This window comes from Geobacillus sp. CCR (genome assembly GCF_052906625.1).
In genome coordinates this window covers 63,910-76,849 of the sequence record NZ_JBREBQ010000011.1, presented here as the reverse complement: position 1 = coordinate 76,849, position 12,940 = coordinate 63,910, and the positions used below count along the sequence as shown (strand labels likewise).

General features: G+C 49.9%; 13 protein-coding genes and 1 CRISPR repeat array. Of the genes, 4 read left to right on the top strand and 9 right to left on the bottom strand.

Annotation, left to right across the window (positions count from 1 at the left end):
* Positions 1–181 precede the first annotated feature (181 nt).
* The 9 genes from ACVBDQ_RS07805 to ACVBDQ_RS07765 form a co-directional block, all read right to left on the bottom strand.
* Positions 182–874 carry a response regulator gene (locus ACVBDQ_RS07805; protein WP_044743595.1) on the bottom strand — a complete coding sequence of 231 codons (693 nt, stop codon included), beginning with the start codon at positions 872–874 and terminating at the stop codon, positions 182–184.
* 13 nt (positions 875–887) lie between these two features.
* Complete coding sequence (locus tag ACVBDQ_RS07800; protein ID WP_446663150.1) at positions 888–2,498, bottom strand: ATP-binding protein; 1,611 nt, start codon at positions 2,496–2,498, stop codon at positions 888–890.
* 75 nt (positions 2,499–2,573) lie between these two features.
* Positions 2,574–4,100: a tripartite tricarboxylate transporter permease gene (locus ACVBDQ_RS07795; protein ID WP_095859466.1), complete on the bottom strand. Its 1,527-nt coding sequence runs from the start codon at positions 4,098–4,100 to the stop codon at positions 2,574–2,576.
* Positions 4,101–4,113: 13 nt separating this feature from the next.
* Positions 4,114–4,569 carry a tripartite tricarboxylate transporter TctB family protein gene (locus ACVBDQ_RS07790; protein ID WP_015375035.1) on the bottom strand — a complete coding sequence of 152 codons (456 nt, stop codon included), beginning with the start codon at positions 4,567–4,569 and terminating at the stop codon, positions 4,114–4,116.
* Between the two features lie 52 nt (positions 4,570–4,621).
* Entirely contained in the window at positions 4,622–5,662 is a 1,041-nt protein-coding gene (locus ACVBDQ_RS07785) for a Bug family tripartite tricarboxylate transporter substrate binding protein (RefSeq protein WP_446663149.1), read from the bottom strand.
* A gap of 380 nt (positions 5,663–6,042) precedes the next feature.
* The gene (locus ACVBDQ_RS07780) at positions 6,043–6,891 is read right to left on the bottom strand and encodes an Rpn family recombination-promoting nuclease/putative transposase (protein WP_446663148.1); all 849 of its coding nucleotides are present in this window, start codon (positions 6,889–6,891) and stop codon (positions 6,043–6,045) included.
* Between the two features lie 100 nt (positions 6,892–6,991).
* Positions 6,992–7,284: direct repeats of the CRISPR family, unit length 30 nt; unit sequence GTTTCAATCCCTCATAGGTACGATAAAAAC.
* Between the two features lie 20 nt (positions 7,285–7,304).
* Positions 7,305–7,925: a DUF3368 domain-containing protein gene (locus ACVBDQ_RS07775; RefSeq protein WP_446663147.1), complete on the bottom strand. Its 621-nt coding sequence runs from the start codon at positions 7,923–7,925 to the stop codon at positions 7,305–7,307.
* Positions 7,918–8,193: a UPF0175 family protein gene (locus tag ACVBDQ_RS07770; RefSeq protein WP_223813678.1), complete on the bottom strand. Its 276-nt coding sequence runs from the start codon at positions 8,191–8,193 to the stop codon at positions 7,918–7,920. Before ACVBDQ_RS07770 ends, ACVBDQ_RS07775 begins: the two co-directional genes overlap by 8 nt.
* Positions 8,194–8,694: 501 nt before the next feature.
* Positions 8,695–9,642 (bottom strand): aldo/keto reductase family protein, encoded by a 948-nt coding sequence (locus ACVBDQ_RS07765; RefSeq protein ID WP_429878623.1) that lies wholly within the window; start codon positions 9,640–9,642, stop codon positions 8,695–8,697.
* 245 nt (positions 9,643–9,887) lie between these two features.
* Between ACVBDQ_RS07765 and ACVBDQ_RS07760 the strand changes: the two genes are divergently transcribed.
* From ACVBDQ_RS07760 to ACVBDQ_RS07745, 4 genes are all read left to right on the top strand, one after another.
* Positions 9,888–10,616 carry an amino acid ABC transporter ATP-binding protein gene (locus tag ACVBDQ_RS07760; RefSeq protein ID WP_011231462.1) on the top strand — a complete coding sequence of 243 codons (729 nt, stop codon included), beginning with the start codon at positions 9,888–9,890 and terminating at the stop codon, positions 10,614–10,616.
* A gap of 28 nt (positions 10,617–10,644) precedes the next feature.
* Entirely contained in the window at positions 10,645–11,490 is an 846-nt protein-coding gene (locus ACVBDQ_RS07755; protein ID WP_011231463.1) for a glutamate ABC transporter substrate-binding protein, read from the top strand.
* 88 nt (positions 11,491–11,578) lie between these two features.
* A complete protein-coding gene (locus ACVBDQ_RS07750; protein ID WP_014196037.1) occupies positions 11,579–12,232 on the top strand; it encodes an amino acid ABC transporter permease in 654 nt (217 codons plus the stop codon).
* Positions 12,233–12,248: 16 nt separating this feature from the next.
* Positions 12,249–12,899: an amino acid ABC transporter permease gene (locus ACVBDQ_RS07745; protein WP_063210813.1), complete on the top strand. Its 651-nt coding sequence runs from the start codon at positions 12,249–12,251 to the stop codon at positions 12,897–12,899.
* Positions 12,900–12,940: the final 41 nt, after the last annotated feature.

Genomic DNA, 12,940 nt, shown 5'->3' with positions numbered 1-12,940 from the left:
TCTTTCTTTCTCCATATAATAGATGTTTCATTTTTGAAAATCTATAAGGCTGGTGAAAAACAACTGATTTCGCTGAATCCATTGTTTTCGGCCGAAAGAGAAGCATTGATTTTGCAAGACTTCTCTATTTGAAAAAAGTCCATTTTCTGTGATTTTTCACGAAATCACCGGCCTTCTATACCTACATTTTCTTCTTGTAAACTCGTTCCGGCCGCCCAACGGATCCATAGGCAATATCGGCCGTCACCTGGCCGACGGAGACGAGATACTCCAAGTAACGGCGGGCCGTCGTCCGGCTGGTTCCGATTTGCCGCCCCACTTCTTCAGCGGTGATGCCTTCTGCGCACTGTCTCACAACCCCCAACACTTTTTCTAAGGTCAACGGCTGAATGCCTTTAGGCAACATAGGCTGTTCCTTAACGGACACTTCTCTTCCCATTAAGGCATCAACCTCTTCTTGGCCAATCCACTCTTTCTCTTTCACCCACCGCTGCATTTTGTCATAGTACTCTTTATATCGATGCAATGTGTCGGCGAATCGGTCAAACATAATCGGCTTGATAATGTAATCAAACACTCCGCCATGCAGCGCTTGCTTCAGCGCCTCCACTTCTCGTGCTGCGGTGATCATAATAATATCGATATCGGAAAAACGCTCTCGCACCCATTTCAAAAACGAAAGGCCGTTCATATCGGGAAAATAGACGTCAAGCAACAACATGTCTGGCCGCAACACCTCCGTCAATTCCCTTGCCTCTTCAGCGTTCGTGGCGATGCCGACCACTTCATAACCGTTCACTTTCTCGACAAAGCGCCGATTGATTTCCGCAATGCGGCGGTCGTCTTCAATAATCAGTACACGAATCGGCAACATCGGTTCCCTCCTTCTAGCCTTGGCGGTCCTGCCGCCCGACATGGGCTGGCCGCTTTGGGATCATGATGGTAAATACCGTGCCTGCTCCTTGCTCAGATCGATACGTCATTTGCCCCCCGAGCATTGTCAACGCCCGGTTCACTAGATCAAGCCCATACCCCCGCCCTCCGGCAGCCTTCGTTGAAAAGCCGCGCTCGTAGATCCGTTCCGCTACAGCTGGGTCAATGCCTAATCCGTTATCCTCAACCTCAATAATCAAATCATCGCCAAGGTCAGTCAAAAAAACGGCCACTCGTTTCTCTTCCTTTCCGTTATGAAGGACCGCTTCCATGGCGTTATCTACTACATTTCCAATAATGGTTACTAGATGGTCCCGGTCCATCCATGGCGGCACATCACGGAAACTGCTTTCCCGATCGATCTCAAACACAATTTTCAGCTCGTTGGCGCGATTGAACTTGCCGATCAGCAGACCGCCGATGATCGGATCGGGAATTTCTTTCATGACAAACCGGACGATGTTTTGTTGCAAGTCGGTCTCTTTTGCGATCAGTTCAAGCGCTTCCTCATACGATTCCAGTTGAATCAGGCCAGAGATCAAATACAGCTTGTTGGAAAATTCGTGCGTTTGCGCGCGCAAGGCATCGGCATAACTGCGAAGCTGCGATAACTCTTTGGTCAAGCGATACAATTCCGATTTGTTTCGAAACGTCGATACCGCTCCGATCACACGCCCTTGCTTGTCTTTGATCGGAATGCGGTTGGCAATGACGGTTTCTTCCCCTAACACCATTTCATCGTCAAATTCTGCCTGCCCCGTCCGAATGACTTCAGGCAGCCTCGAGTGGGGAATAAGCTGCAAGATCGGCATTCCCAACACATCGCGTTCGTTCTCATACCCAAGCAGCTTCAGCGCCGTTTGGTTGACCATTGTAATCGTTCCCTCTTGATTGATGGCCACCATTCCTTCGCGAATTGCCTCTAAAATCGCCTGCTTTTCTTGGTAGAGCAAACCGATTTCTTCCGGTTCAAGGCCATGAATCGATTTTTTCACCGCCCTGGCGATCGCCACGGCGCCCACCGCTCCAAGAAAGAGAGCAAGAACGGAGAAAAGAAAAATCTTTATACGATACGACCACACCGTGCGCTGAATATCTTCCAGCAAAAAACCGACCGAAACAATGCCGATCACCTGTCCGTTTTCATCCAAAACCGGCGCTTTTCCGCGGATTGCCGGACCGAGTGAACCGACCGCCTCCGAAATAATGGCCTTGCCTTTGAGCACCTCACCGTTGTCGCCCCCGACCATCGGTTTGCCGATCCGGTCCGGCAGCGGGTGAGCATAGCGGATTCCTTGGCGGTTGCCGATGACGACGTATTCCGCCCCTGTCTTTCGGCGAATATATTCGGCAAACGGCTGCAAGCGCACGGACGGATCGGGGTCGCGGAACGCCTCGCGCACAAGCGGGGTGGACGCGACGGTTTCCGCCACGTTCAGCGCCCGCATGCCGATTTGTTGTTTGATAGTCTCCGCGAACATATGTTGGAATAAAAACGTAAGAAACACGATGACAAACAAAAGCAGCGAACAAATGATCATCATCAACCGTGTTTGCAGTTTCATCGTGCTGTCCTCCAAACGGAAAAATGAAAAGAAAGACCATCCTCCACTAAAGGAAGAAAGCCTTTCTTTCTATTATTACATATCTTCATTGACAATGACGGTTTTTCCTCGTAATTTCATGAAAAACGGCACGGCAATCCACAATAAGGCGATGACCAACAAGACGAGCGAAATCGGCTTTTCAACGAACACGAGATAGTCCCCGTTGGATGCCGTCAACGCCCGGCGCATGTTGTTTTCAATCATTGGCCCCAGCACAAGCCCCAATACAAGAGGCGCGAGCGGGTAATCGTGTTCCGCGAGCCAATAGCCGAGCAAGCCAAATGCCAACAACAGAAACACATCAAACGTCGTCACTTGCACCGCATACACGCCGAATACAGAGATGGCGATAATGAGCGGCAACAAATACTTCGTCGGTGTTTGGATGATTTTCGCAAATAGTTTCACAAGCGGCATGTTGAGAATTAACAACATCACATTTCCGATAAACATGCTCGCAATCAATCCCCAGGCAACAGCCGGATGTTCATCAAACAACAGCGGACCTGGCTGGACGTTGTACATAATGAGCGCTCCCATCAAAATCGCCGTCGTCCCGGACCCCGGAATCCCGAGCGTCAACAGCGGAATCATCGCGCCTCCAGACGCACCGTTGTTCGCCGACTCGGGCGCCGCGACGCCGGCGATCGTCCCTTGGCCGAATTTTTCTGGATGTTTGCTGATTTTCTTTTCAAGAATATAAGAGAAAAATGAGGCCAACGTCGCTCCGGCTCCCGGCAGCACGCCGATGAAAAATCCGAGCAGCGACCCGCGGGCGATCGGGCCGGCACTTTCTTTCAAGTCCGCTTTCGTCGGCAACACGCGGCCAATTTTCGCAATTTCCCCGCTGTTCATTTCGTTGTGGAGAATGGACTTGAATACTTCCCCCAACGCAAACAGCCCGACCGCTACGGTTAAAAACTCCAGCCCCCCATACAAATAGGAAATATTGTACGTGAAGCGTGCGACGCCAGAGACATTGTCCAGCCCGATCGTGGAAAGAAGCAGGCCAAAGATGGTCATGATCCATGCTTTCGTCATCGACTTGCCGGCAAGGCCGCTCACCGCGGCGAGCCCCAGCAGCATAAGCGAAAAATACTCCGCCGGGCCGAACTTCAAGGCGACATTGGACAGCGGCTCCGCTAATAATACAAGACCGATGAGCGACACAATCCCCGCCACAAACGAACCGATCGCCGCAATCGCCAGCGCCGCCCCGGCCCGGCCTTGCCGCGCCATTTGGTAGCCGTCCAGCGTCGTGACAACAGACGATGATTCCCCGGGCGTATTGAGCAAGATCGATGTCGTAGAACCGCCGTACATTGCCCCGTAATAGACGCCGGCCAACAAAATGATCGAACTGGCGGCCGCCTGCTCGGGACTCAAACCCGATGTCATCGACGCCGTCACCGGAATGAGCAGCGCCACCCCGCTCATCGGTCCGATCCCAGGAAGCACGCCGACCGCCGTGCCGATCAACACCCCGATAAACGCAAACAGCAAGTTATGCGGCTGAAGCGCCGTCTGAAATCCGTCAAACAAAAACGATAGTGTGTCCATGATGCCCCTCCTTTCATTGGAACCAAATCGGCCAGCTCGGCAATGTTCCTTGCAACAGTTTCACATAAAGGCCATATACGCCTAACGAAAAACCAGCCGCAATGGCGATCGATTTCCACAGCGCCCCTTTTTCCATCGTTTGAAAGCCGATGACAAGAAAGAGAAATGTCGTGATCACATATCCAACCGTTTCAAGCAACGCCGCATAGAAAATGGCGGCGATGAAAATGACAAGAAACTTTTTATATTGCCGCGGCAGTTTCTCCCCTGTTGCGCCTGAATAATTTCTTGTCTCAAACAGCAGTTTTATGCTTAATAAAACCAACACAAGTCCAAGCAAAAACGGAAACACATTCGGCCCGACAGCGCTGCCGTAGGCGCTTTTCGATATGCGCAAACTTTCCACCATAAACAAAGCACCCACAGCCAAAAACGCCACCGCCGCGATCCGGTCAGCCGTTTTGTTCATCGCTTTCCCTCCCGCTTTTGGAAAAAGGGGAAGAATGCTCTTCCCCCTCGAGTTATTTATGCATCCCAAGCGACTTCAGCAGGTCGCCGACTTGCTGCTCTTGCTCTTGCAAAAATTTCGTAAACTCTTCCGAATTGCGGTACTCTGCTTCCCAACCTTGTTTTTGCAGCTCTTCTTTCCATTTTTCATGCTCAGACAGTTTTTTCAATGTCTCTTCCCAAAACGCTTTTGCTTCCGAAGACATTTCCTTCGGCCCGAACACGCCGCGCCAAATCGTAAACTCGGCATCAACGCCAAGCTCTTTCATCGTCGGCACGTCTTTCAGCACTCCGCCGAGGCGTTCTGGAGCCGAAACCGCCAACACCCGCACTTTGCCGGCTTTCAAATATTCGCCAACCGAAGACGCATCCGTCGCAATCACATCCGCATTGCCGCCAAGCAGCGCCGCCATCGCTTCTCCGCCGCCATCGTACGAAACATACTTGACTGATTTTGGATCGATGCCCGACTTATAGATCGGCAAAATCGCCACTAAGTGGTCCATCGACCCTGGCGCCGACCCTCCAGCGACAGTGACCGATTTCGGGTCCTGTTTAATGGCATCGAGCAATTGGGTCAACGACTGAAATTTGGAATCTGCTTTCACGACAATCGCGCCAAAGTCTTTTGTCAACTGGGCGAGCGGGGTTGTGTCTTTGTAGCCGAACGGGCTGTTCCCTTCTTTTTTCAGGTTGTTGATGATAATCGGCGGCGAGTTGACAAACAGTTTGTAATCGTTTTTGACATCCTGGGTGGCGTACTCAGCCATAAAGACCGCCCCGCCGCCGCCCGGTTTGTTTTCGACCGTCATCGTTTGTTTGACGAGCCCCGTCTCATCGAGCACTTTCGTAATGGCGCGGGCCGTTAAATCCCAACCGCCGCCCGCCCCAGACGGAGCAACAATCGTAATCGGCTTCGTCGGATAGTTGGAAGCAGACGAACCGGAGTTGGAACCGGACGGTTTCGACCCCGCCGATTCATTGCCCCCACAGGCCGCCAAAGCCAGTGTCATCATCCCTGCAGCGAGCAATCCCCACCATTTCGTTTTCTTCATTTCTCCCTTGCCCCCTTGTTTTTTGATAACGTTTTCAAACTCAACCTTACCATGCCCCAGGGTGAACGTGAAGTTTTTGAAAATAAAATGAATTTTGTGCATTTTGTTCATGGACATATAGCCGACATGATCTCATATGGCCAAGACGCCTAGCGGAACGCCGGAGCCCCATAACAAAAAAAGACCGCCAGCCTTCAAGGCCGACGGTACATAAAACGTTGGTACAGTGCATACTTTCTGACGTTCGTTCCTCCTCTTTCATGTGACCGGACGATCATCCGTTTTCTACAATCGATCACTTACGAATCAGTGATTTCCTCTACCTCTTTTGCCGCCACCAACTGTCCTCGTTAGATGGCCGCCACTTGTATTTGATTCCCCTACTCTTCAAGCAATTCCCGAACATCTTGCTCTGGAAGATCCACCAACCGAGCAATATCTTCCACCTTCATTCCTTTGCGCGCCATGTTGCGGATCAGCTGTTTCATTCCCTGTTTTATCCCCTGTTTCCTTCCCTTTTGCTCATAGGAAATGATCAGCTCCAACACTTGCTCTTTTTCTTTCGTTTCCATCGCCTTCACCTCTCTTTGCAGTTGTTGCTCTTCCTCCTCCGACAACTTCACATATGTTTCAAAAAAGCCCAAGAGCAGCCGCTGCCTCGCTTCATCCAGCTCCAATCGCACCAACATGCGCAAAAACTCTTTTTTCAACTCGACTTTCTCACTTTCAGTATACCCCATTTTGCCAAGGAGGGCAGCCGCGATCGGATTGTCATGCCGGATGTAGTCCCGCCAATGTTTCTTGCGCAGCTCCACCGGGAAAAAGCGAAACTGCAGCACGTCGCCAAAGGGAAACTCGATTGAGAACACGGACGGTTCCTCGCGAAGGGCCTCATAGCTGAAGACAGCGATCGGAACGATGCGGGTGCGGTATTTTTCAAACAAACGGCTGAAATAGATAAACATGCGCTCTGGAAACGATGGTTGCACGTAGCTTTGATTCTCCACATGAACAATGATCAGCCCGTCTTCCCCTTTCAGCTTCGTCTCGACCAATAGATCGACGCGGTATTTTTCGCCTTCCGTGACATCGGTAAACAGTTCTTCGGACAAAAAGGACAAATGGCGGAAATCGATATGCTCGTGGATGTCGGGGAAAAAGAGGAGAAGAAACTCTTCGAAGAACGTTTGAATCAGCTCTTTGAACAATCGGTCATGGTCAATGGCCATTCGATCACCCCTCTTTGAACGTGTTCGATTCTATCCATTCGCAAACAGGGGGTGAAAATCCTGCATGGGGAACAGAAAAAGTTGTGCTGTACTGTATAGTGCTTTAGTCCCACGCAGGTACGATAAAAACAAAAGCCGGCTATGGGTTTTATTTAACTACTTATGGTTTCAATCCCTCATAGGTACGATAAAAACTCCCTGGTCGTTGACACCGTTCGCACAGCCCATGCTTGTTTCAATCCCTCATAGGTACGATAAAAACTTTCACAGTACGTTCTAGACTTTTATAGCCAACAAATGTTTCAATCCCTCATAGGTACGATAAAAACTCTCGACGGCTGTATAACAAACGAAGACTTGTTGGTTTCAATCCCTCATAGGTACGATAAAAACCCCAAAGAATGCGCATAAAATCAAGCTTTTCCCCTTTTGGCTGTTTTCAGAATATCACGTTTCAAAAATTCTGTCAATATTGTTGAGCCGTGTTGGTTGTAGGATTTTGACGCAAAAAAAACATTGTCGTCGATCCCCCGGGATTTTTGCACGATTGGAGGCAATGCCTCTCGATAGAGACGTTGGGAGAGATAAAATCCATTTTCAAGCAAAGTGTCTAACAGCGGCTTGACTTCCGCTATTTTCCTGTTTTTCTTTCCCAGAATCAAAACTCCGATTGTACCGATAGGCCGTAAAAGGAATTGTTTCGACAATGATCTGGCAGCATGCTCATCCATCACAACGACTTGAGCACCAAGTTCTTTCGCTCCAATAATAACTTCTAACTCCCCGGCATGGAATTTTCCATATAAACTTTCAACAAGGCTGCGATTTTTTACATGGTATAGTCGAAACACCCCCTCGCTGACCAATCGTTTGAGCTCCTCTTTTCCATAATGGCGTGGGGCATGGTGATGAACAATTTCTTGATAGACAGCTTCCGGAACATATACTTCATCAAATAGTTCAGACAAAAGAGTCAATTGACCAACGATCGACAGACCTATAATCGGTGTAGAATTAACCGTAACCCTACTCATTGTGATCCCTATTTTCTTTGCTCAATTTTTGCACCGTGTCCCAATCATCTTTGATGTGTTCCTCCGTATATTCCATCCAAGGAATCGCCTTCGAACGCAATACATCGATAAATTCCCCTAAGGATTTTCCTGCCAATTCAGCCGCTTTCGCCAGCGTCACCTGTTTTCCAACAAACAAACCAATCGCCAATGAAAGCTTTATTTTTGCCTCAACGGTGTTGCCTTCCAATTCATTAATGGCGGGCAAAAACTCTTTCGGCAAGTTCACCTGAAAGTAGTCCATGGCCATTGAACTCACACCCTTTTTTATTTTATTCTATCACACTTCGCGCCTTTTGGATGCTGTCACGGAACGAATAGCATTTCCAAATTTTTTACTACACGCTCAACACGATAGAAATGAAACCGACTCAATTGAACACTCCTCACCCGCGCTCACGTAGAGAAGTAGGGGATTCTCGGGAACACCCTAACATACGGTAAGCGGTCAGCTAAGCCATCCGTGTGCATCCCACCGTTAAGCTTCCTCAAAAAGATCGCAATCGAAGCCCTTCCTTTGTTCTTTTGGTGCAAGGGGAAGATCGTTGGTGGAAGACGCCGGTTCATCCCCCACTTACGCTCATGCTTGGAAGTTGAGGCCTTCTCGGTTCGAGGTGATAAAAAGGGGACTGACCCAAAAGGGTAATTTTCCTTAACAAAACACAACATATTGTCTATATACGGTAATAAGAAAGGGTGTCCCGATCCTTTTGGGACACCCTCACCTCTTTTACGCCAAAATCCCCTCAATTTTCTCGAGCACATCTTCGCTGAGCACGACATCGACCGCTTTGACGTTCTCTTCGACTTGTTCCGGGCGGCTGGCGCCGATTAAGGCGCTGGCGACGTTCGGCTGGCGCAGCACCCAAGCGAGGGCAAGCTGGGACAACGTAATGCCAAGCTCAGCCGCGATTTTTTCGAGTTGTTCCACTTTCGTTAACACTTCGTCATTGAGCAATCCTTGGATAAACGTATTCGCTCTTGGATCAGCGGCGCGGCTGTCCGCTGGCGGTTGTTGGCCGCGCTTGTATTTGCCGGTCAGCACCCCTTGCGCGAGCGGCGAGAAGACGATTTGACTGATGCCGTTTTGTTCGCACACCGGGATGACTTCCTTTTCAATATAGCGGTGGAACATGTTGTATTGCGGCTGATTGACAACGATCCGATCGAGCAAGTAGCGGTCGGCCACGCCAAGCGCCTCTTGAATTTGCTGGGCCGTCCATTCGCTCACGCCGACATACAGCACTTTTCCTTGGCGGACGAGGTCGTCGATCGTACGCAACGTCTCCTCGACCGGCGTTTCTTTGTCATAGCGGTGGCAATAGTAGATATCGACATAATCCAGTTGCAGCCGCTTTAAGCTCGCATGGAGCTGTTCAAACACATGCTTGCGCGACAGGCCGCGGTCGTTCGGTCCGTCGCCCATCGGCCAAAACACTTTCGTCGCGATAACATACGATTCGCGCGGATATTTGCGCAGCGCCTCGCCGACGATTTTTTCCGCTTCCCCGCGCGCGTAGACGTTCGCTGTGTCAAACGAGTTGATGCCAAGTTCGTACGCCTTGTCAATGACGCGGATCGCGGTTTCTTTTTCCACCGAATTTCCATATGTAAGCCAGCTGCCTAAACTAATCTCACTGACTTTCAGCCCCGTGCGGCCGAGTTTTCGATACTTCATTTGCGTTTTCCTCTCCTTTCAGCGGCCATCAATGCCAAATTCTTCATGTCCCATTATAATCCTCGACTGCGGATTTGCAAAGACATTTGCCTTACTATTCAAAAAACGGCTTCCGTCTCTTTGCCTCCATCATCGATTTTTCTCCGGTTCACAAAATTTTTGTAGATTTCCGTAGATTTTCGTAGGTGTGTATTTACAATGAATTCGAAAAACATTCACAAATTTGTCACAAAGGAGGGGGGCTATTGATTTATTTCCACCAAGTCAACAAATACTACGGCGATTTTCATGTGTTGAAAGACATTAACTTGACGATCAACCAAGGGGAAGTCGTCGTCATTATCGGGCCATCCGGCTCGGGCAAGAGCACGCTTGTGCGTTGCATCAACCGGCTTGAGACGATTTCAAGCGGCGAATTGATCGTGGACGGCGTCAAAGTGAACGACAAACACATCAACATTAACGAACTACGGCGCAATATCGGCATGGTGTTTCAACATTTCAACTTATACCCGCACATGACCGTCTTGCAAAACATCACGTTGGCGCCGCGCAAAGTGCTCGGCATGTCCGAAAAAGAAGCGAACGAGATCGCTATGTATTACTTGGAAAAAGTCGGAATCCCAGACAAAGCGAACGCCTATCCATCCGCGCTGTCCGGCGGCCAGCAGCAGCGCGTCGCCATCGCCCGCGGATTGGCGATGAAACCGAAAATCATGCTGTTTGACGAGCCGACATCAGCACTTGACCCGGAAACGATCGGCGAAGTGCTCGATGTCATGAAGCAGCTGGCGAAAGAAGGGATGACGATGGTTGTCGTCACCCACGAGATGGGGTTTGCCCGCGAGGTGGCCGATCGCATCGTCTTTATGGATCAAGGGCGCATTTTAGAGGAAGCGCCGCCTGAGGAGTTTTTCGCGGCCCCGAAAGAAGAACGGGCGCGCGTCTTTTTAAGCCGCATTTTAAACCATTAATTCCGGTCAATCAAAGGGGGTTTTGTTCATGAGAAAGAAAGCATGGAAATGGTGGATCGCCGTCGCCTTGACGGCCTTATTGAGCGCTGTTGCTTTAACGGGCTGCAGCACAACGGACAAAGGAGAAGGCGGAACATCGTCGGAAACCGCCAAAGCGACCAATACGCTTGAAAAAATTAAACAACGCGGCAAACTCATCGTTGGCGTCAAATATGATTTGAACTTATTCGGGTTGAAAAACCCGGAAACCGGAAAAGTCGAAGGATTTGACATTGATATTGCCAAAGGGTTGGCGAAAAAAATTCTCGGCGATGAAAACAAAATTGAATTGAAAGAAGTGACGTCAAAAACGCGCATCCCGATGCTGAACAACGGGGAAATTGACGCCATTATCGCCACCATGACGATCACCGAGGAACGGAAAAAAGAAGTGGATTTCTCGGATGTGTACTTTATGGCCGGGCAATCGCTGCTCGTCAAAAAAGACAGCCCGATCAACAGCGTGAAAGACTTGAAAAAAGGCATGACCGTTCTGACAGCGAAAGGATCGACATCGGCGGAAAACATCCGCAAAGTCGCGCCGCAAGTCAACGTGCTTGAATTTGAAAACTACGCGGAAGCGTTTACCGCATTGAAAGCCGGCCAAGGCGATGCGCTTACGACCGACAACGCGCTGCTTTGGGGGATGGCCAAACAAGATCCGAACTATCGCGTCCTTGATGAAACGTTCACCGAAGAACCGTACGGCATCGCCGTCCGCAAAGGAGACAAAGAACTGCTGCAAGTTATCAACGAATACTTGAAAGAAATTAAAGAAAACGGCGAATACGATAAGATCTACGAAAAATGGATCGGCAAAAAGCCGCAACAATAACAGGCGAAACGGTGGGCGGAACAATATCCGCCCACCTGTTTGCCCAAAGGACAGGCCATGAGTCAGCGAGGAAAGGAGGCGTTTAGCCTTGTTGCGCTATTCTATTTTAGTTGAACATTGGGATTTGTACATGCAAGGGTTTGGCCATACGATCAAGGCCAGCGTGCTGGCGCTGATCGGCAGCTTGGCCCTGGGGACTATCATCGCCATTTTCCGCATCGCGCCGATTCGCCCGCTCAATTGGATCGGAACGGCGTACGTGGAATTTATCCGCAACATCCCGCTTGTGTTGATCGTCTTTGTTTTTTTTATGGGCTTGCCCGCCGTCGGCATCCGGTTTGACTCGTTTACCGCCGGAACGCTCGGACTGATGGTGTATACCGCTGCTTTTATCGCCGAAGCGATCCGCTCGGGCATTCAAGCCGTTCCGAAAGGACAAATGGAAGCGGCCCGTTCCTCCGGGTTGACCTACTTACAGGCGATGCGTTACGTCATCTTGCCGCAGGCGGTGAAAATCGTCATTCCGCCGCTTGGCAACCAGTTCATCAACTTGGTGAAAAACTCTTCGGTGCTTGGCGTCATCGCCGGATTGGATTTAATGTATTACGGCGACTTGATTTCCTCGAAAACGTTCGTCACCTTTGACGTTTATATTTTCGTCGCCTTGTTTTACCTCGTCTTAACGATCCCGCTCAGCCTTGGCGTCGGCTACTTAGAGCGCCGGCTGCTCAAGGCGCGGTAGGAAAGGAGGCCAAATGATGGATTTTGCCGGTGCTTATGCGCCCGCCCATTTGAAGTTTTTGCTTCAAGGGTTTCTCGTCACATTGGAAGTGGCGTTCATTTCCATTGTTTTGAGTTTTATCTTCGGCATTGTCATCGGGGTCATTCGCTATACGAAAATCCCAGTGTTTTCCCAGCTGCTCGCCGTACTGGTCGAAACGATCCGGAACTTGCCGCTGCTCTTGATCATTTTCTTTACGTATTTCGCCCTTCCGGAAGTCGGATTAAAGCTGGATAAACTATATGCCGCCATTTCGGCCTTGGTCATTTTTGAATCGGCCATGTTGTCGGAAATCGTCCGCAGCGGCCTGCAGTCAATCGACAAAGGGCAAATCGAAGCGGCGCGCTCATCGGGGCTTACGTATGGGCAGACGCTATGGTACATCATTTTGCCGCAAGCATTGCGGCGCATGGTGCCGCCGATCGTCAGCCAGTTTATTTCCTTATTGAAAGATACGTCGCTCGCCATTGTCATTTCATTGCCGGAATTGATGAACCATGCACAAATCATTAACGGCCGCAACGTCAATTTTGTCATCCCGATTTTCATTCTTGTGGCGTTCATGTACTTTATCGTCAACTATTCGCTGTCGCTCGTTTCGCGCCGGTTGGAATACCGCCAGCGATAAGGAAACCGTATCCCCTTTTTTCAGCTGGGGCATACGGTTTT